At 71.5% G+C, this 25752-nt stretch carries 28 protein-coding genes; 24 read left to right on the top strand and 4 right to left on the bottom strand.

Annotated features, from left to right (window positions below):
* Positions 1-33: 33 nt before the first annotated feature.
* From rpmJ to glmM, 11 genes are all read left to right on the top strand, one after another.
* Positions 34-147 (top strand): 50S ribosomal protein L36, encoded by a 114-nt coding sequence (gene rpmJ, locus ACZ4TV_RS01410; protein WP_003956441.1) that lies wholly within the window; start codon positions 34-36, stop codon positions 145-147.
* Positions 148-347: 200 nt separating this feature from the next.
* On the top strand, positions 348-728 hold the full coding sequence (gene rpsM / locus ACZ4TV_RS01405) for a 30S ribosomal protein S13 (RefSeq protein ID WP_007265919.1): 381 nt from the start codon (positions 348-350) through the stop codon (positions 726-728).
* A 54-nt stretch (positions 729-782) separates the two neighbouring features.
* A complete protein-coding gene (gene rpsK / locus ACZ4TV_RS01400; RefSeq protein ID WP_003956432.1) occupies positions 783-1187 on the top strand; it encodes a 30S ribosomal protein S11 in 405 nt (134 codons plus the stop codon).
* Positions 1188-1338: 151 nt separating this feature from the next.
* Positions 1339-2361 carry a DNA-directed RNA polymerase subunit alpha gene (locus tag ACZ4TV_RS01395; RefSeq protein WP_007265920.1) on the top strand — a complete coding sequence of 341 codons (1023 nt, stop codon included), beginning with the start codon at positions 1339-1341 and terminating at the stop codon, positions 2359-2361.
* Positions 2362-2470: 109 nt separating this feature from the next.
* On the top strand, positions 2471-2935 hold the full coding sequence (gene rplQ / locus ACZ4TV_RS01390) for a 50S ribosomal protein L17 (RefSeq protein ID WP_215023458.1): 465 nt from the start codon (positions 2471-2473) through the stop codon (positions 2933-2935).
* 102 nt (positions 2936-3037) lie between these two features.
* Positions 3038-3889, top strand: a complete 852-nt coding sequence (truA, locus tag ACZ4TV_RS01385) for a tRNA pseudouridine(38-40) synthase TruA (protein WP_468129463.1) — start codon at positions 3038-3040, stop codon at positions 3887-3889.
* Between the two features lie 51 nt (positions 3890-3940).
* Complete coding sequence (locus ACZ4TV_RS01380; RefSeq protein ID WP_468129461.1) at positions 3941-5560, top strand: ABC-F family ATP-binding cassette domain-containing protein; 1620 nt, start codon at positions 3941-3943, stop codon at positions 5558-5560.
* Positions 5561-5629: 69 nt separating this feature from the next.
* Positions 5630-6931 carry a glycosyltransferase family 87 protein gene (locus tag ACZ4TV_RS01375; RefSeq protein WP_468129459.1) on the top strand — a complete coding sequence of 434 codons (1302 nt, stop codon included), beginning with the start codon at positions 5630-5632 and terminating at the stop codon, positions 6929-6931.
* 231 nt (positions 6932-7162) lie between these two features.
* Complete coding sequence (gene rplM, locus ACZ4TV_RS01370; protein WP_136213237.1) at positions 7163-7606, top strand: 50S ribosomal protein L13; 444 nt, start codon at positions 7163-7165, stop codon at positions 7604-7606.
* Between the two features lie 42 nt (positions 7607-7648).
* Positions 7649-8170, top strand: coding sequence for a 30S ribosomal protein S9 (rpsI, locus tag ACZ4TV_RS01365; RefSeq protein WP_361753958.1), 522 nt, complete (start codon positions 7649-7651; stop codon positions 8168-8170).
* A 135-nt stretch (positions 8171-8305) separates the two neighbouring features.
* Positions 8306-9664, top strand: a complete 1359-nt coding sequence (gene glmM, locus ACZ4TV_RS01360) for a phosphoglucosamine mutase (protein ID WP_468129456.1) — start codon at positions 8306-8308, stop codon at positions 9662-9664.
* Positions 9665-9698: 34 nt separating this feature from the next.
* Here glmM and ACZ4TV_RS01355 read toward each other — a convergent pair whose 3' ends face one another.
* On the bottom strand, positions 9699-10667 hold the full coding sequence (locus tag ACZ4TV_RS01355) for a DUF389 domain-containing protein (RefSeq protein WP_468129454.1): 969 nt from the start codon (positions 10665-10667) through the stop codon (positions 9699-9701).
* Between the two features lie 16 nt (positions 10668-10683).
* A complete protein-coding gene (gene coaA / locus ACZ4TV_RS01350) occupies positions 10684-11733 on the bottom strand; it encodes a type I pantothenate kinase (protein WP_468129452.1) in 1050 nt (349 codons plus the stop codon).
* A gap of 334 nt (positions 11734-12067) precedes the next feature.
* Between coaA and ACZ4TV_RS01345 the strand changes: the two genes are divergently transcribed.
* The 8 genes from ACZ4TV_RS01345 to ACZ4TV_RS01310 all read left to right on the top strand — a co-directional run bounded on the left by ACZ4TV_RS01345 (position 12068) and on the right by ACZ4TV_RS01310 (position 19945).
* Positions 12068-12829: a hypothetical protein gene (locus tag ACZ4TV_RS01345; RefSeq protein ID WP_468129450.1), complete on the top strand. Its 762-nt coding sequence runs from the start codon at positions 12068-12070 to the stop codon at positions 12827-12829.
* A gap of 107 nt (positions 12830-12936) precedes the next feature.
* Positions 12937-14784 carry a glutamine--fructose-6-phosphate transaminase (isomerizing) gene (gene glmS, locus ACZ4TV_RS01340; RefSeq protein WP_468129448.1) on the top strand — a complete coding sequence of 616 codons (1848 nt, stop codon included), beginning with the start codon at positions 12937-12939 and terminating at the stop codon, positions 14782-14784.
* Positions 14785-14805: 21 nt separating this feature from the next.
* Positions 14806-15174, top strand: coding sequence for a holo-ACP synthase (locus ACZ4TV_RS01335; protein WP_468129446.1), 369 nt, complete (start codon positions 14806-14808; stop codon positions 15172-15174).
* Between the two features lie 25 nt (positions 15175-15199).
* Positions 15200-16600, top strand: a complete 1401-nt coding sequence (locus ACZ4TV_RS01330) for an NAD(P)H-hydrate epimerase (RefSeq protein WP_468129444.1) — start codon at positions 15200-15202, stop codon at positions 16598-16600.
* A 149-nt stretch (positions 16601-16749) separates the two neighbouring features.
* The gene (alr, locus tag ACZ4TV_RS01325; RefSeq protein WP_468129442.1) at positions 16750-17886 is read left to right on the top strand and encodes an alanine racemase; all 1137 of its coding nucleotides are present in this window, start codon (positions 16750-16752) and stop codon (positions 17884-17886) included.
* Positions 17831-19090: an alpha/beta fold hydrolase gene (locus tag ACZ4TV_RS01320; RefSeq protein WP_468129440.1), complete on the top strand. Its 1260-nt coding sequence runs from the start codon at positions 17831-17833 to the stop codon at positions 19088-19090. The genes alr and ACZ4TV_RS01320 overlap by 56 nt, the downstream gene beginning before the upstream one ends.
* The gene (gene tsaE / locus ACZ4TV_RS01315) at positions 19041-19643 is read left to right on the top strand and encodes a tRNA (adenosine(37)-N6)-threonylcarbamoyltransferase complex ATPase subunit type 1 TsaE (RefSeq protein WP_468129438.1); all 603 of its coding nucleotides are present in this window, start codon (positions 19041-19043) and stop codon (positions 19641-19643) included. Before ACZ4TV_RS01320 ends, tsaE begins: the two co-directional genes overlap by 50 nt.
* A gap of 116 nt (positions 19644-19759) precedes the next feature.
* Positions 19760-19945, top strand: a complete 186-nt coding sequence (locus tag ACZ4TV_RS01310) for a hypothetical protein (RefSeq protein WP_468129436.1) — start codon at positions 19760-19762, stop codon at positions 19943-19945.
* Between the two features lie 106 nt (positions 19946-20051).
* Here the strand turns inward: ACZ4TV_RS01310 and ACZ4TV_RS01305 are convergent, their stop codons facing one another.
* The gene (locus ACZ4TV_RS01305) at positions 20052-20609 is read right to left on the bottom strand and encodes a hypothetical protein (RefSeq protein WP_468129434.1); all 558 of its coding nucleotides are present in this window, start codon (positions 20607-20609) and stop codon (positions 20052-20054) included.
* A gap of 109 nt (positions 20610-20718) precedes the next feature.
* On the opposite strand from ACZ4TV_RS01305, the gene tsaB reads away from it, so the two are divergent.
* The 4 genes from tsaB to ACZ4TV_RS01285 are packed head-to-tail and all read left to right on the top strand — an operon-like array spanning position 20719 to position 23300.
* The gene (tsaB, locus tag ACZ4TV_RS01300) at positions 20719-21381 is read left to right on the top strand and encodes a tRNA (adenosine(37)-N6)-threonylcarbamoyltransferase complex dimerization subunit type 1 TsaB (RefSeq protein WP_468129432.1); all 663 of its coding nucleotides are present in this window, start codon (positions 20719-20721) and stop codon (positions 21379-21381) included.
* A gap of 20 nt (positions 21382-21401) precedes the next feature.
* Positions 21402-21881: a ribosomal protein S18-alanine N-acetyltransferase gene (gene rimI / locus ACZ4TV_RS01295; RefSeq protein WP_468129900.1), complete on the top strand. Its 480-nt coding sequence runs from the start codon at positions 21402-21404 to the stop codon at positions 21879-21881.
* A complete protein-coding gene (gene tsaD, locus ACZ4TV_RS01290) occupies positions 21874-23031 on the top strand; it encodes a tRNA (adenosine(37)-N6)-threonylcarbamoyltransferase complex transferase subunit TsaD (RefSeq protein ID WP_468129430.1) in 1158 nt (385 codons plus the stop codon). The genes rimI and tsaD overlap by 8 nt, the downstream gene beginning before the upstream one ends.
* Positions 23028-23300 (top strand): hypothetical protein, encoded by a 273-nt coding sequence (locus ACZ4TV_RS01285; protein ID WP_468129428.1) that lies wholly within the window; start codon positions 23028-23030, stop codon positions 23298-23300. The genes tsaD and ACZ4TV_RS01285 overlap by 4 nt, the downstream gene beginning before the upstream one ends.
* 106 nt (positions 23301-23406) lie before the next feature.
* Here the strand turns inward: ACZ4TV_RS01285 and ACZ4TV_RS01280 are convergent, their stop codons facing one another.
* A complete protein-coding gene (locus tag ACZ4TV_RS01280) occupies positions 23407-24639 on the bottom strand; it encodes a class I SAM-dependent methyltransferase (RefSeq protein WP_468129426.1) in 1233 nt (410 codons plus the stop codon).
* Positions 24640-24758: 119 nt separating this feature from the next.
* On the opposite strand from ACZ4TV_RS01280, the gene ACZ4TV_RS01275 reads away from it, so the two are divergent.
* Positions 24759-25751 (top strand): polysaccharide deacetylase family protein, encoded by a 993-nt coding sequence (locus tag ACZ4TV_RS01275; protein ID WP_468129424.1) that lies wholly within the window; start codon positions 24759-24761, stop codon positions 25749-25751.
* Position 25752 lies beyond the last annotated feature (1 nt).

The raw sequence follows: 25752 nt of genomic DNA, 5'->3' as shown, positions 1-25752 counted from the left end.
GGTGGTGGCACTGACCCGGAGAACCTCACCAACATGAAGGTCAAGCCGAGCGTCAAGAAGATCTGCGACAAGTGCAAGGTGATCCGCCGTCACGGCCGGGTCATGGTCATCTGCGACAACCTGCGCCACAAGCAGCGCCAGGGCTGACGCACGCCGACCGACCTGCCTTCCGCAGTTCTTCGCGCGACGTAAGAAAACGTACATACGCAGAACCCGCCCAGCCCTGTGAGGGGCCGGCGGTACCTCCGGCGGGGGCCGGGGACCCGGGCGTACCATCACCCACTTCGGGGTGGTCGGCGGTCGGGGTCGGTTCTGTGGAAGACCCCCGAACACACAGGAGCCATTGAATGGCACGCGTTTCCGGTGTTGACATCCCGCGCGAAAAGCGTGTGGAGATCGCACTCACCTACGTCTTCGGTATCGGGCGCACCCGGTCCAAGGAGATCCTCGCCTCCACCGGCGTGAACCCGAACACCCGCGTTCGTGACCTGGCCGAAGAGGACCTCGTCAAGATCCGCGAGTACGTGGACGCCAACCTCCGTACCGAGGGTGACCTCCGCCGCGAGATCCAGGGCGACATTCGCCGCAAGATCGAGATCCAGTGCTACCAGGGCATCCGCCACCGTCGTGGCCTGCCGGTGCACGGTCAGCGCACCAGCACGAACGCGCGTACCCGCAAGGGCCCGCGTCGCGCGATCGCCGGTAAGAAGAAGCCGGGCAAGAAGTAGTCCTGTTCAGCGGTCTTGCGCTGTAGGACCGACCACCTCCCGTAGGAGATTTAGATGCCCCCCAAGGGTCGTCAGGGCGCTGCCAAGAAGGTGCGCCGCAAGGAAAAGAAGAACGTCGCTCACGGGCACGCCCACATCAAGAGCACGTTCAACAACACGATCGTCTCGATCACGGACCCCTCGGGCAACGTGATCTCCTGGGCCTCCGCCGGCCACGTCGGCTTCAAGGGCTCGCGCAAGTCCACCCCCTTCGCCGCGCAGATGGCTGCCGAGTCGGCCGCCCGCCGCGCGCAGGAGCACGGCATGCGCAAGGTCGACGTCTTCGTCAAGGGTCCGGGCTCCGGCCGCGAGACCGCGATCCGCTCCCTCCAGGCCACCGGCCTCGAGGTCGGCTCGATCCAGGACGTCACCCCCACCCCGCACAACGGCTGCCGCCCGCCGAAGCGCCGCCGCGTCTGACGCAGCGGACGCACCTGTGCGTTCTTGAGTGTCCGGGCGGTACGACCCCTTCTGGGGACGTGCCGCCCGTACCCTTGCAGTAGCCGTACTCCGGTACGGCGTCCCGTCGGGCGTCAAATAGTGGGCGTCCACGAAATGAAGGAACACAGACATGCTTATCGCTCAGCGTCCTTCGCTGACCGAAGAGGTCGTCGACGAGTACCGCTCCCGGTTCGTGATCGAGCCGCTGGAGCCGGGCTTCGGCTACACCCTCGGCAACTCCCTGCGCCGTACGCTCCTGTCCTCGATCCCGGGTGCCGCTGTCACCAGCATCCGCGTGGACGGCGTCCTGCACGAGTTCACCACCGTGCCGGGCGTCAAGGAAGACGTCACCGACATCATCCTCAACATCAAGCAGCTGGTCGTCTCCTCGGAGCACGACGAGCCGGTCGTGATGTACCTGCGCAAGCAGGGTCCCGGCCTGGTCACCGCTGCTGACATCGCGCCCCCGGCCGGTGTCGAGGTGCACAACCCGGACCTGGTCCTCGCCACGCTCAACGGCAAGGGCAAGCTGGAGATGGAGCTGACCGTCGAGCGCGGTCGCGGCTACGTCTCCGCCGTCCAGAACAAGCAGCTGGGCCAGGAGATCGGCCGCATCCCGGTCGACTCCATCTACAGCCCGGTCCTCAAGGTCACCTACAAGGTCGAGGCGACCCGAGTCGAGCAGCGCACCGACTTCGACAAGCTGATCGTCGACGTCGAGACCAAGCAGGCCATGCGCCCGCGTGACGCCATGGCGTCCGCCGGTAAGACCCTGGTCGAGCTGTTCGGTCTGGCGCGCGAGCTCAACATCGACGCCGAGGGCATCGACATGGGCCCGTCCCCCACGGACGCCGCCCTGGCCGCCGACCTGGCGCTGCCGATCGAGGAGCTCGAGCTCACCGTTCGGTCGTACAACTGCCTCAAGCGCGAGGGCATCCACTCCGTGGGTGAGCTCGTCGCCCGCTCCGAGGCGGACCTGCTCGACATCCGCAACTTCGGTGCGAAGTCGATCGACGAGGTCAAGGCGAAGCTGGCCGGCATGGGCCTGGCCCTCAAGGACAGCCCGCCCGGATTCGACCCGACGGCCGCCGCGGACGCGTTCGGCGCGGACGACGACGCCGATGCCGGTTTCGTCGAGACCGAGCAGTACTGAGAAAGAAGCTTGTGGGGGGCTCACGCCCCCCACACCCCCTCTTGCGACCGCCTGAGGGAACTGACACCGGTACCTGACACGGCCGGTGCAGATATGAAGGAGTAACACCATGCCGCGTCCCGCAAAGGGTGCCCGTCTGGGCGGCAGCGCCGCGCACGAGAAGCACCTTCTCGCGAACCTCGCGAAGGCGCTCTTCGAGCACGGCCGCATCACCACCACCGAGGCCAAGGCCCGCCGCCTGCGTCCCTACGCCGAGCGTCTGGTCACCAAGGCCAAGAAGGGCGACATCCACAACCGTCGCCTGGTGCTGCAGACGATCACGGACAAGAGCATCGTCCACACGCTCTTCACCGAGATCGCCCCGCGCTACGAGAACCGCCCCGGTGGTTACACGCGCATCACCAAGATCGGCAACCGTCGTGGCGACAACGCCCCGATGGCCGTGATCGAGCTGGTCGAGGCCCTTACGGTCGCCCAGCAGGCCACCGGTGAGGCCGAGGCCGCCACCAAGCGCGCGGTCAAGGAGGCGGAGGCCGCCGAGGCTCCCGCCGCCGAGGAGACCAAGGAGGCCTGATCCCCGCCGGGATCACGCTGAACGGCTCTGAACGGGCCCGCCCCTTCCGGGGCGGGCCCGTTTGCCGTTCGTTCGAAAGACGCAGCTGAGAGGATCGGTCACGTGAGTGACGAGGTGGAGCCCGGGCACGTCCGGGTGCGGCTGGACCTGAGTTACGACGGCAGGGACTTCTCCGGCTGGGCGAAGCAGCGCGTGCTGCGGACCGTGCAGGGCGAGCTGGAGTCGGCCCTGCAGACCGTGATGCGGCTGTCCGAGCCGGTCAGCCTGACCGTGGCCGGCCGTACGGACGCGGGCGTGCACGCCCGCGGACAGGTCGCGCAGTTCGACGTGTCCGAGGAGGTGTGGGCCGAGCACGAGGAGAAGCTGCTGCGGCGCCTCGCCGGGCGGCTGCCGCACGATGTACGGGTGTGGCGTGCCGCCGAGGCCCCCGCGGGCTTCAACGCCCGGTTCTCGGCCATCTGGCGCCGCTACGCCTACCGCGTGGGCGACCACCGGGCCGGCGTGGACCCGCTGCGCCGCGGCCACGTGCTGTGGCACCAGTGGCCGCTCGACGTGGACGCCATGAACGAGGCCGCCGCCCCGCTGCTCGGCGAGCACGACTTCGCCGCGTACTGCAAGCCGCGCGAGGGCGCCACGACGATCCGTACCCTCCAGCAGCTCAGCTGGGAGCGCGCCGAGGACGGGATCATCACCGCGACCGTCCGCGCCGACGCCTTCTGCCACAACATGGTCCGCTCGCTGGTGGGCGCCCTGCTGCACGTCGGGGACGGCCACCGGCCCACGGACTGGCCCGGCAAGGTGCTGGCCGCGGGCGTACGGGACTCCTCCGTGCACGTGGTGAAGCCGCACGGGCTGACCCTGGAGGAGGTCGGCTACCCGGCGGACGAGCTGCTGGCCGCCCGCAGCAAGGAAGCGCGGAACATGCGGACCCTCCCCGGAGCCGGCTGCTGCTGACGCCGCTAACTCGTTTGGGCGGATCGCGGCCGGACCTGGACAATGCCCGGCATGGGACATCTCGAAGCCAGCCACCTGGAGTACTACCTTCCCGACGGGCGGGTCCTGCTCCCCGACGTCTCCTTCCGGGTGGGGGAGGGGGCGGTGGTCGCTCTCGTGGGGGCGAACGGGGCCGGCAAGACCACCCTGCTGAAGCTGATCTCGGGGGAGCTCCAGCCGCACGGCGGCGGGGTCACCCTGAGCGGCGGGCTCGGCGTGATGTCGCAGTTCGTGGGATCCGTACGGGACGAGACGACCGTACGCGACCTGCTGGTATCGGTGTCGCAGCCGCGGATCCGGGAGGCCGCGAGGGCCGTGGACCGGGCCGAGGAGCTGATCCTCACGGTGGACGACGAGGCCGCGCAGATGGCGTACGCGCAGGCGCTCAGCGACTGGGCCGACGTGCAGGGCTACGAGGCGGAGACCCTGTGGGACGTCTGCACCATGGCCGCGCTGGCCATCCCGTACGACACGGCGCAGTTCCGCGAGGTGCGCACGCTGTCGGGCGGTGAACAGAAGCGGCTCGTGCTGGAGGCGCTGCTGCGCGGGCCGGACGAGGTGCTGCTGCTCGACGAGCCGGACAACTACCTGGACGTCCCGGGCAAGCGGTGGCTGGAGGACCAGCTGAAGGCCACCCGCAAGACCGTGCTGTTCGTCTCGCACGACCGGGAGCTGCTGTCCCGGGCCGCAGAGAAGATCATCAGCCTGGAGCCGAGCCCGATGGGCACGGACGTGTGGGTGCACGGCGCGGGCTTCGCCACGTACCACGAGGCCCGCAAGGAGCGCTTCGCGCGCTTCGAGGAGCTCAAGCGGCGCTGGGACGAGGAGCACGCACGCCTGAAGGCGCTCGTCCTGCGGCTGCGCAACCAGGCGGCCTCCAGCCCCGACATGGCCTCGCGGTACCGGGCGATGCAGACGCGCTTCCAGAAGTTCGAGGAGGCCGGACCGCCGCCGGAGCCGCCGCGGGAGCAGGACATCCGGATGCGGCTCAAGGGCGGCCGTACGGGCGTGCGCGCGCTCACCGTGGAGAACCTGGAGCTCACCGGGCTGATGAAGCCCTTCTCGCTGGAGGTCTTCTACGGGGAGCGGGTCGCGGTGCTGGGCTCGAACGGCTCCGGCAAATCGCACTTCCTGCGGCTGCTGGCGGGCGAGGACGTCAAGCACACGGGCACGTGGAAGCTGGGCGCGCGGGTGGTTCCCGGCCACTTCGCGCAGACGCACGCCCATCCCGAGCTGTTCGGCCGCACGCTCGTGGACATCCTGTGGACGGAGAGCGCCAAGGACCGCGGTGCGGCGATGGCCGTGCTGCGCCGGTACGAGCTGGAGCGCCAGGGCGACCAGCCGTTCGAGAAGCTGTCGGGCGGCCAGCAGGCGCGTTTCCAGATCCTGCTGCTGGAGCTGGCGGGGACCACGGCGCTGCTGCTGGACGAGCCGACGGACAACCTGGACCTGGAGTCCGCGGAGGCGCTGCAGGACGGCCTGGAGGCGTACGAGGGGACTGTGCTGTGTGTCACGCACGACCGCTGGTTCGCGCGCACATTTGACCGTTACCTGGTCTTCGGTTCGGACGGTGTTGTGCGGGAGACTCAGGAGCCCGTTTGGGACGAACGTAGAGTCGAGCGCAAGCGCTAGAGGGGGACCGTCACCCCCTCGGTCGAGTGAGGGGCAGGCGTCGTGGGGCTGCGGCCTAGCATCTGGCTGATGAAGTGGGAGAAGCAGACCTCCGGGAACCAGACCTCGGGGAACCGGCTGATCGACTGGCTGTTGCAGCCGGCCTCGCGGTCCTGGCAGGTCGTCTCGCTCGCGGTGCTGCTCGGGATCGCCGTCTCCACGAGCCTGCGGGCGAACTGGGGCTCGGACAACGCCTTCGTGGTCAAGGCGGCCGAGACGCTGCTGGCCGGCGGGTCCCCGTATGAGGACAAGCGCTTCCTCTACCTCCCCAGCGCCGTGATCATGGCGGTTCCGGAGGCGATGCTGCCGCGGACGGTGTTGCGGTGGGTGCTGCCGGTGGGGATGTCCGGGCTGCTGGGCGTGGGCTGGCTGGCCGCGCTGCGGATGTTCTCGGTGCCGCTGCGCTCGCGCTTCGCCGTCGGCGGTTTCGCGCTGTTCGCACTCGCCTACAAGCCGTACGTGAACCTCGTGCTGATCGGCAACTGGACCGCCATCTCGGCGGCCGCGCTGCCGGTGGCCCTGCTGCTCGCGCACCGGCGGTCGTGGGGGGCGGCCGGGCTGGTGGTCGGGCTGGCGATCGCGTGCAAGCCGATGCTGGTGCCGATGGGGCTGCTGTTCCTGCTCGCGCGGCAGTGGCGGGGGCTGGCCGCGGCCGTGCTGGTGCCGCTGGGGCTCTCGCTGGCGGGCGCGCTGGTGATGCCGAGCCCGTCGCTGTTCTTCACCAAGACCCTGCCGTTCCTGCTCCAGGGGCAGGACGCGTACGCGCTGCCGTGGGACGCCTCGCCGATCGCGGTGCTGCCCCGGCTGGGGGTGCCGGAGCCGCTGGCGGTGCTGGTCGCGTTCGCGGGGGCCGGAGCCGGTCTGTGGGCGGCCTGGACGCGGTGGCGGGGTACGGACGGCGTCGGAGGCCGGGGCGGCGTCGGTGACGGTGACGGTGACGGGGGCGAGCTGAGGCTGGTGGAGACGGCCTGCATGGTGATGCTCGCCGCATTCCTGGTGTCCCGGCCGTCCTTCGACCACTACCTGCTGGTGGTGCTTCCGCTGCTGCTGGCCTCGGCGGTGCGGCCGGGCTCGATGCCGCGCTCGCCGTGGTTCTGGGCGGCGCTGGGGCCCCAGGTGGCGGGCATTCCCTGGCCGTCGGAGCTGGAGGCCAAGCGGCGGGCGTTCAAGGACTGCGCCACACTGTGCGGGCTCGCGATGGTGCTGGCGTGTCGTGCGCTGCGCTCGGGACGGGTTATTCTGGAGCCCGTAACAACTGCGGGGTCCCTACCCAGGACCGAACCGGAGTGCGCCGCGACGCCAGCAGAATCGGCATCGCGGACCGCGTTTTGACCCATACGGGTCTGCTTGGGTACTCTGCTGGTTTGTTATGCGTATTGGCTTTCTCATTCTCACGTGAAAGGGCCTTGCGCCGGTCCACCGGACCGATGACCAGCAGTTCACACGGGTTGCGTCCCCGATGTGATCGTGGGCTGTCGTGATCGTCCGTGGTGACCCTGTCAGGACCTTCCCATGGGGCTTGCGCCCTTGGGATACCACCACTGAAGAAGCGAAGGCATACGCGTGCGTACGTTCAGCCCCAAGCCCGGCGACATCTCGCGCCAGTGGCTCGTCATCGACGCCCAGGACGTTGTCCTCGGCCGTCTGGCGACCCAGGCCGCTGCCCTCCTGCGGGGCAAGCACAAGCCGACTTACGCCCCCCACATGGACATGGGCGACTTCGTCATCATCGTCAACGCCGACAAGGTTCACCTGTCCGGCAACAAGGCGTCGCAGAAGATGGCGTACCGCCACTCCGGCTTCCCGGGCGGTCTCCGCTCGGTGCGCTACGACGACCTCCTGGCGAACAACCCGGAGAAGGCCGTCGAGAAGGCCGTCAAGGGCATGCTCCCCAAGAACACCCTGGGCCGTCAGATGCTCTCGAAGCTGAAGGTCTACTCGGGCGACCAGCACCCCCACGCTGCGCAGCAGCCGGTGCCGTTCGAGATCACCCAGGTCGCGCAGTAGTTCCGGCCACCCCCTAAGACGTAGAGAATTCTGAGGAGCATCGTGGCCGAGACCACCGCCGAGACGACCCCCGTCGACGAGTTCGAGGGCAACGTCGAGGAGTACACCAGCGAGTCCGAGGCCGTAGTCGAGGGCGACTACACCTCCGAGTCCCTTGCCGGTCGCTTCGGCGACCCCCAGCCGGCCGCCGGCCTGGGCCGTCGCAAGAACGCCATCGCCCGCGTCCGGATCGTTCCGGGCACCGGCAAGTGGAAGATCAACGGTCGCACCCTTGAGGACTACTTCCCCAACAAGGTGCACCAGCAGGAAGTCAACGAGCCGTTCAAGCTCCTGGAGCTGGACAACCGCTACGACATCATCGCCCGCATCGCGGGTGGCGGCGTCTCCGGCCAGGCCGGCGCCCTGCGCCTCGGTGTGGCCCGTGCGCTGAACGAGGCGGACGTGGACAACAACCGCCCGGCGCTGAAGAAGGCCGGCTTCCTCTCCCGCGACGACCGTGCGGTCGAGCGCAAGAAGGCCGGTCTCAAGAAGGCCCGTAAGGCTCCGCAGTACAGCAAGCGTTAATCTGCGCCTGCTGTTCTGCAACGAAACCGCCCCGGCAGCACTCTCTGTGCTGCCGGGGCGGTTCGTTTACCGCCACAAGCGGCAAATACCTGTCACAAGCGGTCACACGCGAAGCGCAAACTCGGGAGGACAACAGTGGGACGACTCTTCGGGACGGACGGTGTACGCGGCGTCGCCAACGCGGATCTGACGGCTGAGCTCGCGCTCGGCCTCTCCGTGGCGGCGGCCCACGTACTGGCCGAGGCGGGCACGTTCGCGGGCCACCGGGCGACGGCCGTGGTCGGCCGAGACCCCCGGGCCTCCGGCGAATTCCTGGAGGCCGCGGTCGTGGCCGGCCTCGCGAGCGCGGGCGTGGACGTCCTGCGCGTCGGTGTGCTGCCCACCCCGGCGGTGGCGTATCTCACCGGTGCGCTGGGTGCCGACCTCGGCGTGATGCTCTCCGCCAGCCACAACGCCATGCCCGACAACGGCATCAAGTTCTTCGCGCGCGGCGGCCACAAGCTCGCCGACGAGCTGGAGGACCGCATCGAGTCCGTCTACGAGGAGCACCGCACCGGCGCCCCCTGGGACCGGCCCACCGGCTCCGGCGTCGGCCGCGTCTCCGACTACACCGAGGGCTTCGACAAGTACGTCGCCCACCTCATCGGGGTCCTCCCCAACCGCCTCGACGGCCTGAAGATCGTCCTGGACGAGGCGCACGGCGCGGCCGCCTTCGTCTCGCCCGAGGCCTTCACCCGGGCCGGCGCGGAGATCGTCACGATCGGCGCCGAGCCGGACGGCCTGAACATCAACGACGGCTGCGGCTCCACCCACCTCGGCCTGCTCAAGGCGGCCGTGGTCGAGCACGGCGCCGACTTCGGCATCGCGCACGACGGTGACGCGGACCGCTGCCTGGCGGTGGACGGCTCGGGCGCGGAGGTCGACGGCGATCAGATCCTCGCGGTGCTGGCGCTGGCCATGCGCGAGGCCGGTCAGCTGCGGGAGAACACCGTGGTCGGCACCGTGATGTCCAACCTGGGCTTCAAGCTCGCCATGGAGGCCGAGGGCATCCAGGTCGTGCAGACCGGGGTCGGCGACCGGTACGTCCTGGAGTCGATGAAGGAGCACGGCTACGCGCTGGGCGGCGAGCAGTCCGGCCACGTGATCATCCTCGACCACGCGACGACCGGCGACGGCACGCTGACCGGTCTGCTGCTGGCGGCGCGGGTCGCGGCCACCGGCAAGTCGCTGGCGGAGCTGGCCGGCGTCATGCGGCGGCTGCCGCAGGTGCTGGTCAACGTTCCCGACGTGGACAAGTCCCGCGTCACCACCTCCGCGGAGCTGGCGGCCGCGGTGGCCGACGCCGAGCGCGAGCTCGGCACCACCGGACGGGTGCTGCTGCGTCCGTCGGGTACGGAGCCGCTCGTACGGGTGATGGTCGAGGCCGCCGACATCGAGCAGGCCCGCGCGGTCGCGGGCCGGCTCGCGGACGTCGTGAAGTCGGCGCTCGGTTAAGCAGGCTCGGTTAGGCAGGCTCGGTTAAGCAGAACTAGCTCTCGGCCGTGCCTCGTGGCGCATCCGGCGACCGGAACATCCGGGCCTGCCGGGTGCGCCACAGCAGTTTCTGGACCACGAGCGTCACCGTGCCGGCGAGCATGATCCCGCCGAGGTTCAGCAGCAGCTGCTCGGCGGAGCCCCACATCTGGCCCACCTCGCCGTAGCTGAGCGCCACGGCGGCGTTGGCCGCGGCCGGGACGGTGGTGACGGAGATGGCCACGCCGACCAGGGCGCCGGACTTCGCGGAGGTCAAGGACAGCACCCCGGCCACGCCGGCCAGCAGGGCCACGATGAAGGAGAACGGGTCCGGCTGCCAGATGAAGGCCGTGTTGGGGCGGGGGTCGTCGAGCATGTCCTGATCGAACTGGCCGAGAGCGTCCATCAGCAGGCTGAACCCGGTGGTCGTCAGCATCGCCACCGCGAAGCCCACCAGCAGGGCGATGAGCGAGCGCGCCGCCAGCCGCAGGGCACGCTGGACCAGGCCGGTGCAGACACCGGCGAGCGGGCCGAACTCCGGGCCGACCGCCATCGCGCCCACGATCAGGATCGCGTTGTCCAGCACCACGCCGCAGGCCGCGATCATCGTCGCGAGGCTGATGAAGGCCAGGTAGGTGACGGAGAGGGTGGACTCCTCGTGGGTCGCCTCGGTCAGCTGTTCCCAGATCACCGCGTCCGCCGGATCGCCCGGCGCCTCTTCCTCGGCCTCATCGGCGGATCGGGAAAGGGAGAGGTCGATGTTCTCGACGGCGATGGACCCGAGCTCGTCCAGCTTTATGGCGCGCAGCTCGGCGAGCAGCTCGTCGGCGGACTCGCGGGCCACGTCACACAGCACCACATCGCCCGCCGGGTCGCGGGCAGCGCCCGCCAGTACGGCCAGATGGGTGGTCCCGACCGTCTTCTTGACGAGCGAGACCACCTCCTCGGTGAGGCCGTGCGGGGTGATCATCCGCAGATGCAGCATCCCCGCACCATAGCCACTAGAGCTTGCGGAGGCTCAGCTTCTGCACTTTGTGGTCCGGGCCCTTGCGGACGACGAGGGTGGCCCGGCCGCGCGTGGGCGCCACGTTCTCCAGCAGGTTGGGCTTGTTGATCGTGCGCCACATCGTCTGCGCGTACTCCATCGCCTCCTCCTCGGAGACCTGGGTGTACTTGCGGAAGTAGGAGAAAGGATTCTGGAAGGCGGTCTCGCGCAGCTTCCGGAAGCGGTTGAGGTACCAGCGCTCGATGTCCTCGGGGCGCGCGTCCACGTACACGCTGAAGTCGAAGTAGTCGGCGAGGGCGACACGGGTGCGGCCGTCGGTGCCGGGGAGCGCCGGCTGGAGCACGTTGAGGCCCTCGACGATGAGGATGTCCGGGCGCCGTACGACGAGCTCCTCGCCCGGCACGATGTCGTAGATCAGGTGCGAGTAGACCGGGGCCCTGACCTCGTCCTTGCCGGCCTTGATGTCGGCGACGAAGCGGGTGAGCGCGCGGCGGTCGTAGGACTCCGGGAAGCCCTTGCGGGAGGTGAGCCCGCGCCGCTGGAGCTCCTTCATCGGGTAGAGGAACCCGTCGGTGGTGACCAGCTCCACGCGCGGGTGCTCGGGCCAGCGGGCGAGGAGGGCCTGGAGCAGACGGGCCACGGTGGACTTGCCGACCGCGACCGAACCGGCGACGCCTATGACGAAGGGGGTGCCCTGCTGGGCGCCGTGGCCGTTGCCCGCGTCGCCGAGGAAGGTGTTGAGGGTGCCGCGGAGGTTGCTGGTGGCGCCGACGTAGAGATTGAGGAGGCGGGAGAGCGGCAGGTAGACGTCGCGGACCTCGTCGAGGTCGATGACGTCACCGAGGCCGCGCAGCCGCTCCACCTCGTCGGCGGTCAGCGGCAGCGGGGTCCGCTCGCGCAGGGCGCTCCACTCGGCGCGGGTGAGGTCGACGTAGGGCGAGGCCTCGGGGCCCCGGCGGTGGGCGGGGCGCGTGGGGCTCCCGTCCGGGCGGGGGCGCTCCGTTGCGCTGTCCGGCGTGCTGCTTCGTGGCGGCGAAGTGATCACACCGCCATTGTCGGGGCTCGGGGGCGGTTGTGGGTGGTGTGGTCGGTCACGTGTGCAGGTGCTGCGAGCGGGCCGGGGCGCGGTTGCGGCGGGCCGGTCTCGATTCGGAGCAGGGAGGGTCTCACCCAGGTCACGATCGGGGGCGACGGCCTGGGCGGCGGGCCGGGTGATCGATTTCCCCGTACATTGTGGATCACCGCAGTCCAGACGTGCGCCCAGCTCCGGCGGGGCGCGCTTCGGGCTGCTTCGCCTTGCCCTGCTTTCCTGCCTTGCTTTCCTGCCTTGCATTCCTGCTTTGCCTTGCCGCTGCCGTGCTCCATGGGGGAGATCTTTCGTGCGTACCGCTCTTGTCCGTCGTTCCGTCCTGACCGCGTCCGCGGTCTCCCTGGCCCTGCTGGTCACCGCCTGTGGCGGCGAGAAGACGGACGCCAAGCCGTCCACCGGCGCTGCGGCGACGTCGGCCGCGCCCGCCGCCAAGGCGAAGACGGACGCCGAGCTGGGCGGCCTGATCGTGGTCCAGGCCGACCTGCCCGACCACGTGGTCAAGCCGGCCACCCCGGCCGAGGCCGCGGCGGGGGCCGGCGTCACCAGCGACAAGCCCGAGTGCCTGCCGCTGGTCAAGGCGCAGTCCATGGCCCCGGTCGGCACCGCTGCCGGCACCGCCCGCACCAAGGCCGTCGCCAAGGGCAAGGAGCCCGCGGCGGACGCCAGCCCCGAGGAGAAGATGAAGGCCGCGATGGGCGCCGTGTTCTCGACCGCCACCGCCGTCACCCTGGCCTCGTACGAGGGCAAGGGCGCCGAGGAGGCCTTCACCGCCCTCAAGACGGCGGGCACGGCCTGCGCCGGCGGCTACACGGGCAGCCAGTCGGGCGACTCGCTCAAGATCACCAAGGTGGCTCCGGGTGCCTCCGTCACCGCCGGCGACGAGGCGCTCTCCTACACCGTGGTGGGCGACGCGGACGGCGAGAAGCTCAGCATGGAGCTCGTGATCGTGCGCAAGGCGAACACCCTGGCGACCTTCTCCGCCCTGAGCCTGTCCGGAACCGCCGAGCAGCCGAAGGCCGTTGTCGACGCACAGGTCAAGAAGCTCGGCTGAGCCCCGGCCGACTGAACGTCAACCCCGCTCCGGCACATTCGCCGGAGCGGGGTTTCGTCGTGTTCGGGTACGGGGCAGACGGCCAACTACGGCGTACGCTGCGGCCTATGTGCGGAATTGTGGGTTACGTGGGAGCGCAGTCGGCGCTCGATGTGGTCATCGCCGGACTCAAGCGGCTGGAGTACCGGGGCTACGACTCGGCGGGGGTCGCCGTGCTCTCCGACGGCAGCCTGGCCGCCGCCAAGAAGGCCGGGAAGCTCGTCAATCTGGAAAAGGAACTGGTCGGGCACCCGCTGCCGCACGGTTCCACGGGACTCGGGCACACCCGGTGGGCGACCCACGGCGGGCCCACCGACGTCAACGCCCATCCGCACCTCGACAATTCGGGGCGGGTGGCCGTCGTGCACAACGGCATCATCGAGAACTTCGCCGCGCTCCGGGCCGAACTGGCGGAGCGCGGGCACCGGCTGGAGTCCGAGACGGACACCGAGGTCGTGGCGCACCTGCTGGCGGAACGGTTCGCGGCGACCGGTGACCTCGCCGAGGCGATGCGGCAGGTGTGCCGGCGGCTGGAGGGGGCGTTCACGCTGGTCGCGGTGCACGCCGACGATCCGGACGTGGTGGTCGGCGCGCGCCGGAACTCGCCCCTGGTGGTGGGCGTTGGAGAGGGAGAGAACTTCCTCGCCTCGGACGTGGCCGCCTTCATCGCCCACACCCGGTCCGCGATCGAGCTGGGGCAGGACCAGGTCGTCGAACTGCGCCGCGACGGGGTGTCGGTGACCAACTTCGACGGTTCGGCCGCGACCGTGCGGGCGTACCACGTGGACTGGGACGCCTCGGCGGCCGAGAAGGGGGGTTATGACTACTTCATGCTCAAGGAGATCGCCGAGCAGCCGAAGGCTGTCGCCGACACCCTCCTGGGCAGGATCGACGCGAGCGGCTCGCTGACCCTGGACGAGGTGCGCATCCCCGTCTCGGTGCTCAGGGAGGTCGACAAGGTCGTGATCGTGGCGTGCGGTACGGCGTACCACGCGGGCCTGATCGCGAAGCTGGCCATCGAGCACTGGACCCGCATCCCGTGCGAGACGGAGCTGGCGAGCGAGTTCCGCTACCGCGACCCGATCCTGGACCAGCGGACGCTGGTGGTCGCGATCTCGCAGTCCGGCGAGACCATGGACACCCTGATGGCGCTCCGGCACGCGCGCGAGCAGGGGGCCAGGGTGCTGGCCATCTGCAATACGAACGGGTCGACGATCCCGCGCGAATCGGATGCCGTGCTCTACACGCACGCCGGTCCGGAGGTGGCCGTCGCCTCGACCAAGGCGTTCCTGACGCAGCTGGTGGCCTGCTATCTGGTCGCGCTGTACCTCGGGCAGGTGCGGGGTACGAAGTGGGGCGACGAGATCGAGGCCGTCATCCGGGAGCTGTCGGACATCGCAGCGGCGGTGGACACCGTACTGGAGACCATGGAGCCGGTACGGCAGCTCGCGCGTTCCCTCGCGGACAAGAACACCGTGCTGTTCCTGGGACGGCACGTCGGGTACCCGGTGGCGCTGGAGGGCGCGCTCAAGCTCAAGGAGCTGGCGTACATGCACGCCGAGGGCTTCGCGGCGGGCGAGCTCAAGCACGGGCCGATCGCGCTGATCGAGCAGGACCTGCCGGTGGTGGTGGTCGTCCCGTCGCCGCGCGGCCGGTCGGTGCTCCACGACAAGATCGTGTCGAACATCCAGGAGATCCGGGCGCGCGGGGCGCGGACCATCGTGATCGCGGAGGAGGGCGACGAGGCGGTCGCCCCGTACGCCGACCACCTGATCCGGATCCCGGCGACGCCCACGCTGCTCCAGCCGCTGGTGGCGACGGTGCCGCTGCAGGTGTTCGCGTGCGAACTGGCGACGGCGCGGGGGAACGAGGTGGACCAGCCGCGTAACCTCGCAAAGTCCGTCACGGTGGAGTAGCGGGGTAGTGGGGTTGTCGTTGTGATTATCGGCGTCGGGATCGACGTAGCGGAGATCGACCGGTTCGACGCGGCGCTGGAGCGTACGCCGGGGCTCGCGCAACGGCTGTTCGTCGACGCCGAGTTGACGCTGCCGAGCGGCGAGCGGCGCGGAGTCGCCTCGCTCGCCGCGCGGTTCGCCGCCAAAGAGGCACTGGCCAAGGCGCTCGGCGCGCCCGCCGGCATGCTGTGGACCGACGCCGAGGTGTACGTGGAGGACAGCGGCCAGCCGCGGCTGCGGGTGTCGGGGACGGTGGAGGCGCGGGCGCTGGCGCTGGGCGTGACGTCCTGGCACATCTCCCTGAGCCACGACGCCGGTGTCGCCTCCGCCGTGGTGATCGCCGAGGGATGACCCCCGCGTCGGGCACGCTGGTGCCATGCGTAGTGCTTACAGCGTGGAGACCGTACGGGCCGCCGAGCGGCAGCTGATGGCCCGGCTGCCCGAAGGCGCCCTGATGCAGCGGGCCGCGGCCGGGCTGGCCGCCGTGTGCGCGGGGCTGCTGGCGCGCCGCCGACGCGTCTACGGGGCGCGGGTCGTGCTGCTCGTCGGCCCCGGGGACAACGGCGGCGACGCGCTGTACGCGGGCGCGCGGCTGGCGCGGCGCGGGGCCGGGGTGACCGCGGTGGCGATGGACCCCGAGCGGATGCACGCGGGCGGCCTGGCCGCGCTGCGGGCCGCCGGAGGGCGGATCGAGCGGGACGTCCCGCGGCGCGCGGACCTCGTACTGGACGGGCTGCTCGGGATCGGCGGGCGGGGCGGGCTGCGGCCCGCGGCCGCCGCACTGGTGGGGCAGATCCCGCCGGGGGTCCCCGTGGTCGCCGTGGACCTGCCGAGCGGGGTCGACGCGGACACCGGGGAGGTGGCGGGGCCGGCCGTCACGGCGGACGTGACGGTGACCTTCGGGGCGTACAAGCCCGGCCTGCTGATCGACCCCGGGGCCTCGCGGGCGGGCGTGGTGCACCTCGTGGACATCGGACTGGAGCTGCCGTCGCCCGAGGTGGAGGCCTTGCAGCACGCCGATGTGGCGGGGCTGCTGCCGGTGCCGGGGGCGTCGAGCGACAAGTACCGGCGGGGCGTGGTCGGGATCGTCGCCGGGTCCGGTCAGTACCCGGGGGCGGCGGTGCTGGCGGTGGCGGGAGCGCTGCGGGGCGGTGCGGGCGCGGTGCGGTACGTGGGGCCGGCGGCGGAGGCCGTGCTCGCGCGGTATCCGGAGACGCTGATCGGGCGCGGCCGGGTGCAGGCGTGGGTGGTCGGCCCGGGGCTGGGGGAGGGGCGAGCCGGTGAGGTCGCGGACCTGCTGGCGGGGGACGTGCCGGTGCTCGTCGACGCGGACGGGCTGCGGGGGCTGGACGCGGGGGTGCTGCGGGCCCGGACGGCCCCGACGCTGCTGACCCCGCACGCGGGGGAGGCGGCGGCGCTGCTGGGGGTGTCGCGGGAGTCGGTGGAGGCGGGGCGGCTGGGCGCGGTGCGGGGGTTGGCGCAGCGGTACGGGGCGGCGGTGCTGCTGAAGGGGTCGACGACGCTGGTCGCCTCCGGTGGGGTGGCGGCCGTTCGGGTGAACCCGACGGGGACCTCGTGGCTGGCCACCGCGGGGAGCGGGGACGTCCTGTCCGGGCTGGCCGGGTCCCTGCTGGCGGGCGGGCTGTCCGGGGCGGACGCGGGGGCGGTGGGGGCGTACCTGCACGGCCTGGCGGCCAGGCTCGTCGGGGGGCCGTTGCTGGCGCAGCAGGTGGCCGAGGCCCTGCCGGAGGCCTGGCGGGACGTCAGCCGCCCGTGACGGGGCGCGGCCCCGCGCCTCAAGCGCCGGCGGGGCTGAAGGATCGGGGCTCCGCCCCGGACCCCGCGCCTCAAACGCCGGCGGGGCTGGAGTTCCCGCGGGGTCGGATCCCCCGCGGGCCCGTCAGGGGTTCTGAGAGACTGGGGGCGATGAACGAGACACCGACGCGCGTGTACGCCGAGATCGATCTTGACGCCGTACGGGAGAACGTGCGCGCACTGCGCGAGCGGGCACCCCGGGCCGAGTTGATGGCCGTGGTCAAGTCGAACGCCTACGGGCACGGAGCCCTGGAGTGTGCCCGGGCCGCTCAGGAGGCCGGCGCGACCTGGCTCGGGACCGCCACGCCCGAGGAAGCGCTCGCGCTGCGCGCCGCCGGGGTCGAAGGCCCGGTCATGTGCTGGCTGTGGACCCCCGGAGGGCCCTGGCGGGAGGCCGTCGAGGCCGGCGTGGACGTCTCCGTCAGCGGAATGTGGGCCCTCGACGAGGTACGGGCAGCCGCCCGTGCGGCGGGCCGCCCCGCCAGGATCCAGCTCAAGGCCGACACCGGCCTCGGCCGCAACGGCTGCCAGCCCGCCGACTGGGAGGCGCTGGTCGGCGCGGCCGTCACCGCCGAGGCCGAGGGGACCGTCCACGTCACCGGCGTCTGGTCGCACTTCGCCTGCGCCGATGAGCCCGGGCACCCCTCCATCCAGCTCCAGCTCGCCGCCTTCCGCGACATGCTGGCGTACGCCGAGAAGGAGGGCGTCGAGCCCGAGGTCCGGCACATCGCCAACTCCCCGGCCACCCTCACCCTCCCCGAGTCCCACTTCGACCTGGTGCGCTGCGGCCTGGCCGTCTACGGCGTCTCGCCCGCCCCCGAGCTCGGCACCCCGGCCGAGCTGGGCCTGCGGCCCGCCATGAGGCTCAAGGCCTCCCTCGCACTGGTCAAGACCGTCCCCGCCGGGCACGGGGTGAGCTACGGCCACCACTACGTCACCGGCGCCGAAACGACCCTCGCTCTGATCCCGGCCGGCTACGCCGACGGCATCCCGCGGCACGCCTCCGGGCTCGGCCCGGTGCTCGTCGGCGGCAAGATCCGTCACGTCGCCGGGCGCGTCGCCATGGACCAGTTCGTGGTCGACTTGGACGGAGACCACGCCCGCGTCGGCGACGAAGCCGTCATCTTCGGGGACGCGGAACGCGGTGAACCCACCGCCGAGGACTGGGCCCAAGCGGCGCACACGATCGCGTATGAGATCGTCACCCGTATCGGTGGGCGCGTGCCCCGGGTGTACCTGGGCGGCTGAGCGGAGTGAGGGCGGCGGCGTGAGCGAGAACTGGCGCAAGGCCGGCTGGGCCGGCGCCGCCATCGGCGTGATAGCCGCGGGCGCGGCGGCCGGTGTCGCGGTCGAACGGATCACCGTCGGGCGCGGCGTGCGGATGAAGGCGCGCCTCGCCCTCGATGCCGCCGGGGACTACGGGTCCCTGCGCGGGACCGAGGGAACCTGCCGGGCCGAGGACGCCACCGAGCTCTACTACGAGGTCGACGAGCTGCCCGAGGAGGGCAAGCGGCGGCGGCTGCGGCGCCAGGCCGAACCCCAGGCCACCGTGGTCTTCTGCCACGGCTACTGCCTCGCCCAGGACTCCTGGCACTTCCAGCGCGCCGCCCTGCGCGGAGTGGTCCGCGCGGTCTACTGGGACCACCGCAGCCACGGCCGCAGCGCGCGCGGCCTCGCCCAGGCGGACGGCGAGCCGCTGCGGATGGAGCAGCTCGGCCGCGACCTGAAGACCGTCATCGACGCGACCGCGCCCGAGGGCCCCCTGATCCTGGTGGGTCACTCGATGGGCGGTATGACCATCATGGGATTCGCGGAGCAGTTCCCCGACCTCGTGCGCGACCGCGTCGTCGGCGTGGTCCTGGTCGGGACTTCCAGCGGCCGCCTCGACGAGGTGACGTACGGGCTCCCCGCCGCCGGCATGGGCGCCGTACGCCGGATCCTGCCCGGCGTGCTCAAGGCGCTCGGCTCACAGGTGGAGCTGGTCGAGAAGGGCCGCCGGGCCACCGCGGACCTCTTCGCCGGCATGATCAAGATGTACTCGTTCGGCTCCCGGGACGTGGATCCGGGCGTCGCGCGCTTCGCGGAGCGGCTCATCGAGGCCACGCCGATCGACGTGGTCGCCGAGTTCTACCCGGCCTTCCAGACCCACGACAAGACCGCCGCGCTCCAGCTCTTCGCGGACCTGCCGGTCACCGTCATCGCCGGGGACCGGGACATGATCACCCCGCCCGCGCACAGCGTGGCCATCAAGGAGGCGCTGCCCGGTGCCGAGCTCGTGCTCCTGGAGTCCACCGGGCACCTGATGATGCTGGAGCGCCCGGAGGCCGTGACGGGGCTGCTCACCGAGCTGCTGGCACGCACCGGGGCGGTCCCGGCCCTCGTAGCGACTAACGTTGGCGGGCATGGAAGAAGTACCGCTGGAAGCACAGCGCAGCCAGGCACCGGCACCTGAGGCCGAGGACATCGCCGAGGACACCGCCCAGGGCACCGCCGAGAACATCACAGAGACCCGGATCACCGTCGATTCCCCCGACGCGATGCGGGAACTGGGCCGCAGGATCGCCGGCCTGCTGCGCCCCGGCGACCTCGTCCTGCTGACCGGTGAGCTGGGCGCGGGCAAGACCACGCTGACCCGCGGCCTGGGCGAGGGCCTGGGCGTGCGCGGGGCCGTGACCTCGCCGACCTTCGTGATCGCCCGCGTACACCCCTCGCTGGCCGGTGGGCCGCCGCTGGTGCACGTGGACGCGTACCGCCTGGGCGGCGGGCTGGAGGAGATGGAGGACCTGGACCTCGACGTCTCGCTGCCCGAGTCCGTGGTCGTCGTGGAGTGGGGCGAGGGCAAGGTCGAGGAGCTCGCCGACGACCGGCTGCACGTGGTGATCGCGCGGGCGGTCGGCCACGAGGAGGTCCTGGACGACGTACGGGAGGTCTCGGTGCGCGGGATCGGGGCGCGCTGGACCCGCGGGGCCGGGCTGGACGCCCTGGCCGGAGCCCTCTCGGAGTAAACGTACCGACAACTCGTCGGCAAGATATTGCGCTGGTGACGGCGCTCGTGGTGACATGGTACCGAGAGTTTCTTAGGTATGCCTAAGTACGGTGTCCCGGGGTCCAGGAGGCAGCCATGTCGGCACCAGCAGGAGCACAGCGCGATCCCCGCCCGTCCGTCGTCTCCATGCGGACGCTGCTCGCCGCCGGAGTGGCCGCCACCGCCGTCTCGACGCCCCCCGCGCGGGAACACGCACCGGGCGAGGAAGAACCGGAGGACGGCGTACGCGAAGAGGCCGCTCCGGAATCCGAAGCGGCCTAGGGGCGTGTCCGGCGGATCATGGCCGGGCCCGGGCCGCCTGCCACTCGTACGGGTGAAGCGGGCGCCGGCCGGATGAGATCCGGTCAGATCTCGGATCAGCCTCGGCTCAGGGGATGACGACGACCTTCGAGCTGAGCGTCGCGAAGGCCCACATCGCGTCGCCGTCGGCGCGTGACATGCGGATGCCGCCGGTCTTCTTGTTCGGGTCGGGCGGCGGAGTCGTCCCGTCCACGCGGGCGCTGAAGCCGACCGCCACGCCCGCCGGGCTGGCGAACCGTACGACGTGCTCGATCGGCACCCCGTCCGAGCCGGTGACCGAGCCCGAGCGCGAACCGACCGCGTACGTGCCCGGCGTCGGGTGCACGGTGCTCGGCATCACCGTGAACGACCTCGGCTCCTGCCCGGGCTCGCCCACCAGCCACACCCGCTTCTGGCCCAGCGAGTACACGACGCGCACGCCCGTGCCCGAGCCCTCCGGCACGGGAACCGGCTTCGCCGGACCCTGCTGGCCCGCGGACTGGCTCGGGCCGGGGGCCGGTTCCTGCACGGCCGCCTTCGGCGGGTGCGCGGGCGCCGTGGCGGAGGCCTGGTAGCCGAGGAAACCGACGGCGGCGACTGCCGCGGCGGTGAGCCCGGCCACGATTCCCGAGCTGCTGCGTGCCACCTTGCTCCACCTCTCCGCGCTGACTGGATACCTCGGTCGAAAGGTAGCAGCCGCCCCCCTCCGCGACCGGCCGGAAGGGGTGCGGCCGCCGGAGTCGTAGGCTGTTCGCGTGCTCTTGCTCGCTGTAGATACCGCCACGCCCGCCGTCACCGTCGCCCTGCACGACGGCGAGTCCGTCCTCGCCGAGTCGAACCAGGTCGACGCCCGCCGCCACGGGGAGCTGCTGCTGCCCTCCGTGGACCAGGTCCTCGCCGAGGCCGGGCTGAAGCTCGAAGCCGTCACCGGCATCGTCGTGGGGGTCGGCCCCGGCCCCTACACCGGGCTGCGCGTCGGCCTCGTCACCGCCTCCACCTTCGCCGCCGTGCTGGGCGTGCCCGTGCACGGCCTGTGCACGCTCGACGGCCTCGCGTACGCCGCGGGGGCCGCCGGGATCGAGGGCCCCTTCACCGTCGCCACCGACGCGCGGCGCAAGGAGGTCTACTGGGCGCGCTACGAGGACCCGCGCACGCGCGTCGGCGACCCCGCCGTGGACCGCCCGGCCGACATCGCCGAGCAGGTCGCGGGGGTGCCCGCGGTGGGCCAGGGCGCGCTGCTGTACCCCGAGGTGTTCCCGGACGCCCGGGGCCCCGAGCACCAGTCTGCCGCCGCGCTGGCCTCCCTGGCGGCGGAACGACTGGCGGCGGGCGCGGAGTTCCTGCCTCCGACCCCGCTCTACCTGCGCCGGCCCGACGCGCAGGTGCCCAAGAACTACAAGGTGGTCACCCCGCAGTGACCCCCCACACGCTGCGCGAGATGCGCTGGTGGGACATCGAGCCCGTACTGGAACTGGAGCACGAGCTGTTCCCCGAGGACGCCTGGTCCGCCGGGATGTTCTGGTCCGAACTCGCCCACGCCCGCGGCCCGCAGGCCACGCGCCGCTACGTCGTGGCCGAGGACGAGTCGGGCCGGCTGGTGGGCTACGCCGGGCTGGCCGCCGCCGGCGACCTGGCCGACGTACAGACCATCGCGGCCGCCCGCGACCAGTGGGGGACCGGGCTCGGCGCCCGGCTCCTGACCGACCTGCTGCGGGCCGCCACCGCATTCGAGTGCGCCGAGGTGCTGCTGGAGGTACGGGTGGACAACACCCGCGCCCAGAAGCTTTACGAGCGCTTCGGCTTCGAGCCCATCGGCTTCCGGCGCGGCTACTACCAGCCGGGCAACGTCGACGCGCTCGTCATGCGACTGACCGACCCCGCACAAGCACGAACTGAGAGCAGTGAGAGCAATGGCTGACGAACCGCTCGTCCTCGGCATCGAGACGTCCTGCGACGAGACCGGCGTCGGCGTCGTCCGCGGCACCACCCTGCTCGCGGACGCGGTCGCGTCGAGCGTCGACGAACACGCGCGCTTCGGCGGCGTCGTGCCCGAGGTGGCCTCGCGGGCGCACCTGGAGGCGATGGTCCCCACCATCGAACGCGCCCTGAAGGAGGCCGGGGTCAGCGCCCGCGACCTCGACGGCATCGCGGTCACGGCTGGGCCCGGCCTGGCGGGGGCGCTGCTGGTGGGCGTCTCGGCGGCCAAGGCCTACGCGTACGCGCTGGGCAAGCCGCTGTACGGGGTGAACCACCTGGCCTCGCACATCTGCGTGGACCAGCTGGAGCACGGGCCGCTCCCGGAGCCGACGATGGCGCTGCTGGTGTCCGGCGGGCACTCCTCGCTGCTGCTGGCGCCGGACATCACCTCCGACGTACGGCCGCTCGGCGCGACCATCGACGACGCGGCGGGCGAGGCCTTCGACAAGATCGCGCGCGTGCTCCAGCTGGGCTTCCCGGGCGGTCCGGTCATCGACCGGCTCGCCCGCGAGGGCGACCCGAGGGCGATCAGCTTCCCGCGCGGGCTGACGGGGCCGCGCGACGCGGCGTACGACTTCTCCTTCTCCGGGCTGAAGACCTCCGTCGCCCGCTGGATCGAGGCGAAGCGGAACGCGGGCGAGGACGTGCCGGTGCGCGATGTTGCGGCGTCCTTCCAGGAGGCCGTGGTGGACGTGCTGACGCGCAAGGCGATCCGGGCGTGCAAGGACGAGGGCGTCGACCACCTGATGATCGGCGGCGGCGTGGCGGCCAATTCCCGGCTGCGGTCGCTGGCGCAGGAACGGTGCGACGACGCGGGGATCATCCTGCGGGTGCCGAGGCCGAAACTGTGCACGGACAACGGCGCGATGGTGGCGGCGCTGGGCGCGGAGATGGTCAAGCGGAACCGGCCGGCCTCGGACTGGGACCTGTCGGCGGACTCCTCGCTGCCGGTGACGGACCCGCACGTGCCGGGGACGTCGAACGGTCAGGATGACGACCACGCGCACGGGCAGGCGCACGGCCACTCGCACGGCCACTCGCACGCTCACGATCACGTGCACGAGCTGAGCAAGGACAACCTCTACTCATGAGCACCGTCGCACTGATGTGGGAGGCCCGGGCCGCCGACGGCCGGGGCAACGAGCTGCTGGAGTGGGCCCGCGCCCAGGTCCTCGCCCGGGAGCCGGTGCGCCGCGAGGTGTTCCGTGCCTCGCAGGACCGGGTGCTGGTGATCACCTGGTGGGAGACGGCCGAGGGGCCGGCGGCGCAGCTCCCCGAACTGCCCGAGCCGGCGGCCGACTTGATCGCACGCGCCGTACACCGCTGGCGCTTCGAGTCGGTGGAGGTCGACGGGGGCTGAACCAGCCTCGCCCAAAACCAGCCTCGCCGGCGTTTGAGGCGCGGGGGTCCGGGTGCGGCGCCCCCGGCAAGGGCGCCGCACCGGGGTGGCGGCGCGGGCCGGCCGGTTACCGTACGGGCTTCGCCGCAGGCGACGCGGCAGGCGGCCCGGCAGGCGAGACGGCAGGCGAGACGGCCGGGGTGCCGATCAGCATCGAGGGCGCCCCTGCCACCCGGGTCAGGAAGACGGTCGCGGAGTTCGGCCCCTGCGGCTTGACCTTCCTGCGCAGCTCCTCCGGCTCGATCGCCGAGCCGCGCTTCTTCACGGTCAGGACGCCGACCCCGCGCTCGCGCAGCAGTGCCTTCAGCTTCTTCAGGCCGAAGGGCAGTACGTCGGTGATCTCGTACCCGGTCGCGTACGGCGTCGCGTGCAGCTCGTCGGCGGTGATGTAGGCGATGGTCGGGTCGATGAGCCGGCCGTCCAGCTGCTCGGCCACCTCGGCGACCAGGTGGGCGCGGATGACGGCGCCGTCGGGCTCGTAGAGCCAGCGGCCGACCGGTCCGGCCTGCGGATCGGGCAGCGGTTCGGCGGTGTGCAGCGCGCGCGGCCCGGGCAGCAGGGTGGCGCGCACGGTCCCGGGGGCGGTTCCGAACCAGAGCACGGCCTCCTTGACGTCGCCGTGGTCGGAGATCCACTCGGCCTCGGCCTCCGCGGGCACGGCCTCGTGCGGGATCCCCGGGGCGATCTTGATGGCGGCGTACTTCGCCCCACGGGCCGTCTCGACGGCCCACGACAGCGGCGGTGAGTAGGACTCCGGGTCGAAGATCCGGCCGCGCCCGCCGCGCCGGGCCGGGTCGATGAAGACGGCGTCGTAGCCGGAGGTGTCCACCTCCGTCACATCCGCCTCCCTGACCTCGATCAGGTCGCCCAGGCCCAGCGCCTCGGCGTTGGCCCGCGCCACGGCGACGGTCAGCGGGTCGTGGTCCACCGCGAGCACCCTGATGCCGAGCCGGGCCAGGGCGAGGGCGTCCCCGCCGATGCCGCAGCACAGGTCGGCGAGGCTGCGTACGCCGAGGCCCGCGAGGCGCTCGGCACGGTACGAGGCCACGGACGCGCGGGTGGCCATCTCGCCACCACCGGGCGTGAAGTACATCCGGAAGGCGTCCTGGGCGCCGAACTTCGCCACCGCGCGCTGCCGCAGCCGGGCCTGCCCGAGCGCGGCGGAGACCAGGGCGGCGGTGTGCTCGCGACGCAGCCGGGTGGCGACGGCCAGCTCCTGGGCGGGGTCGTAGTCGCGCAGGGAGTCGAGGAGGGTACGGCCCTCGGGGGTGAGCAGGGCGGCGAAATCTTCGGGGGTCACGGCTCCATTGTCGGCGACGCACGGGCGCGGGCGGGGGTGTGGGCCAGTCGGTGGAAGGTGGGAATCCGCTCGCGGTGTCTTCCGGGGAGCCCGCGTGTCGGGTGCCAGTATGCGCAGCTATGCAGCTAGTGCGACAAAAGGAAGATAAGACGCAACAGGGTCACCGGTACGCGGCGGGTCCGCGCGGCCGGTTCGGGGTGGCCGTGGCCACCCTGCTGGTCGCCGCCCTCGGGACGGCGTGCGGCTCGGGGGAGTCCGGAGCGCCGGACAAGGGCGAGAAGGCGAAGGCCGCCAAAGCCGCGGGGGCCGCCGGGGCGGCCGAGGCCGCGGGCGCCGAGGCCGCGGGTGCCGGGGGCGCGCTCAGCGCTGCCGAGAAGGCCAAGGCGGCCCAGCAGGCGCGCATCGCCGCGGCGAAGAAGTGGAGGCTGGCCAAGGCGCCGCTCACCGCCCCCGCCGCGCCGAAGGAGAAGCCCGAGATCACCACGCGCGACGGCTTCGAGGTCGAGGACCACGAGGAGGACGAACTGCCGCCGGTCTTCACCACGGTCCCGACCGAGGACAAGGTCGTCTTCTTGACGATCGACGACGGCTCGGAGAAGGACCCCGAGTTCCTGAAGATGATGCAGGAGCTGAAGATCCCGTACACGGCCTTCCTCAGCGACTACCTCGTGCGGGACAACTACCCGTACTTCAAGCAGATGCAGGCAGCCGGCGTCACCCTGAACAACCACACGCTCAACCACCGCTACATGCCGGGCCTGTCGTACGAGAAGCAGCGCGAGGAGATCTGCGGCCAGCAGGACACGATCCAGAAGCAGTTCGGCAAGCGGCCGACCCTCTTCCGGCCGCCGTACGGCAACTACAACGACGACACGCTGCGCGCGGCGAAGTCCTGCGGCATCAAGGCGGTCCCGCTGTGGAACGCCGAGGCCTTCACGAACCGTATGGACTACCGGGAGTGGGACCGCGACCTGCACCCCGGTGACATCATCCTCACGCACTTCCGTGGCAAGGAGGACTGGAAGGGCACGATGCCTGACATGATCCGTCATGTCATGAAGACCGTCACGGACAAGGGATATGCCGTGGCTCGCCTGGAGGACTATCTGTGAG

It is taken from the genome of Streptomyces sp. NPDC028910 (assembly GCF_055564955.1).
Note: the sequence above shows the minus strand (reverse complement) of the source record. Positions and strands in the feature narration are given on the sequence as shown.